1 protein-coding gene is annotated in these 926 nt (G+C 42.8%); it reads right to left on the reverse strand.

From position 1 onward, the window contains the following. Positions 1 to 899 (reverse strand): hypothetical protein (locus ACYVTD_RS14160; protein ID WP_461248366.1); only part of this gene is annotated, 899 nt, incomplete at its 3' end. Positions 900 to 926 lie beyond the last annotated feature (27 nt).

Genomic DNA, 926 nt, shown 5'->3' on the forward strand with positions numbered 1-926 from the left:
ATATATACTTTTCCATAATGGCCGTCGATCCATACAGGGACGTTTGTGCCGTCGTTTGTATAGCCGTCTACCCATGTGTCTTCCCAGTCGTTTAGATCATCAGGGTCGCTGCCGATCAATGTTGATTGCCAATAACCAGGCACATAGAAGCTGTTGTCGAAAGCGTTGAATACGGTTAGCGCGTCCCAGCCGGCTTTGAATTTATTAGGAACTTCGATTTGAAGATAGCCTAGCCTGTCGGGATGAACGCCGAATGATATGCTGTTATCCGTGAAGAATTTATAATGAGATTTGGTTTTTAATAGAGTTAGGTTATTGCAACCAAAAGCATAGTTATTAAACGGAACAGTTTCGTTATTAAACGGAACAGATTCGTTATAGTTATTTAGACATGCATTTTTCGCGATGTTTGGAAGACCGAGCGTTTGCAAATTAGTGCAATTATACGCATAGTTTTCCATGAAATAAGGATCGACCTCATTAATTTGCGTGTCTGATATGCCCAGCTCGGTAAGATTTGCGCAGCCAGATGCATAATTTCTTAAGAAACAATTAGTATTGCCGGTTACAGCGGCGAAGGAAGGAGCGCCGAGAGTTTGTAGGTTATAGCAACCGTTCGCATAGCTTTCGAGGAATGAGTTACCATTAACAACAGTGTTTGCTAGGTTTGGAGCTTCGAGCGATGTTAGGGAAGAACACCCAGATGCATAACTCTTCATAAAGGCTGAGCCGACTGCGGTTATGTTCGATGTGTCTGGCACGCCGAGGGTTAATAGATTTCTGTTGTCGGCAGAATAATGATACATGAAAGAAGAACAATCATTAAGGTTTTTAAAGCTTGTTAGATCAGGCGCGTCAAGGGATTCTAAAGATGCGCAACCTGCGGCATAATACGCCATGAAGCAAGAAGCTGCGATGTTATGGAA

The sequence above is a fragment of the Treponema sp. R6D11 genome (genome assembly GCF_054786075.1).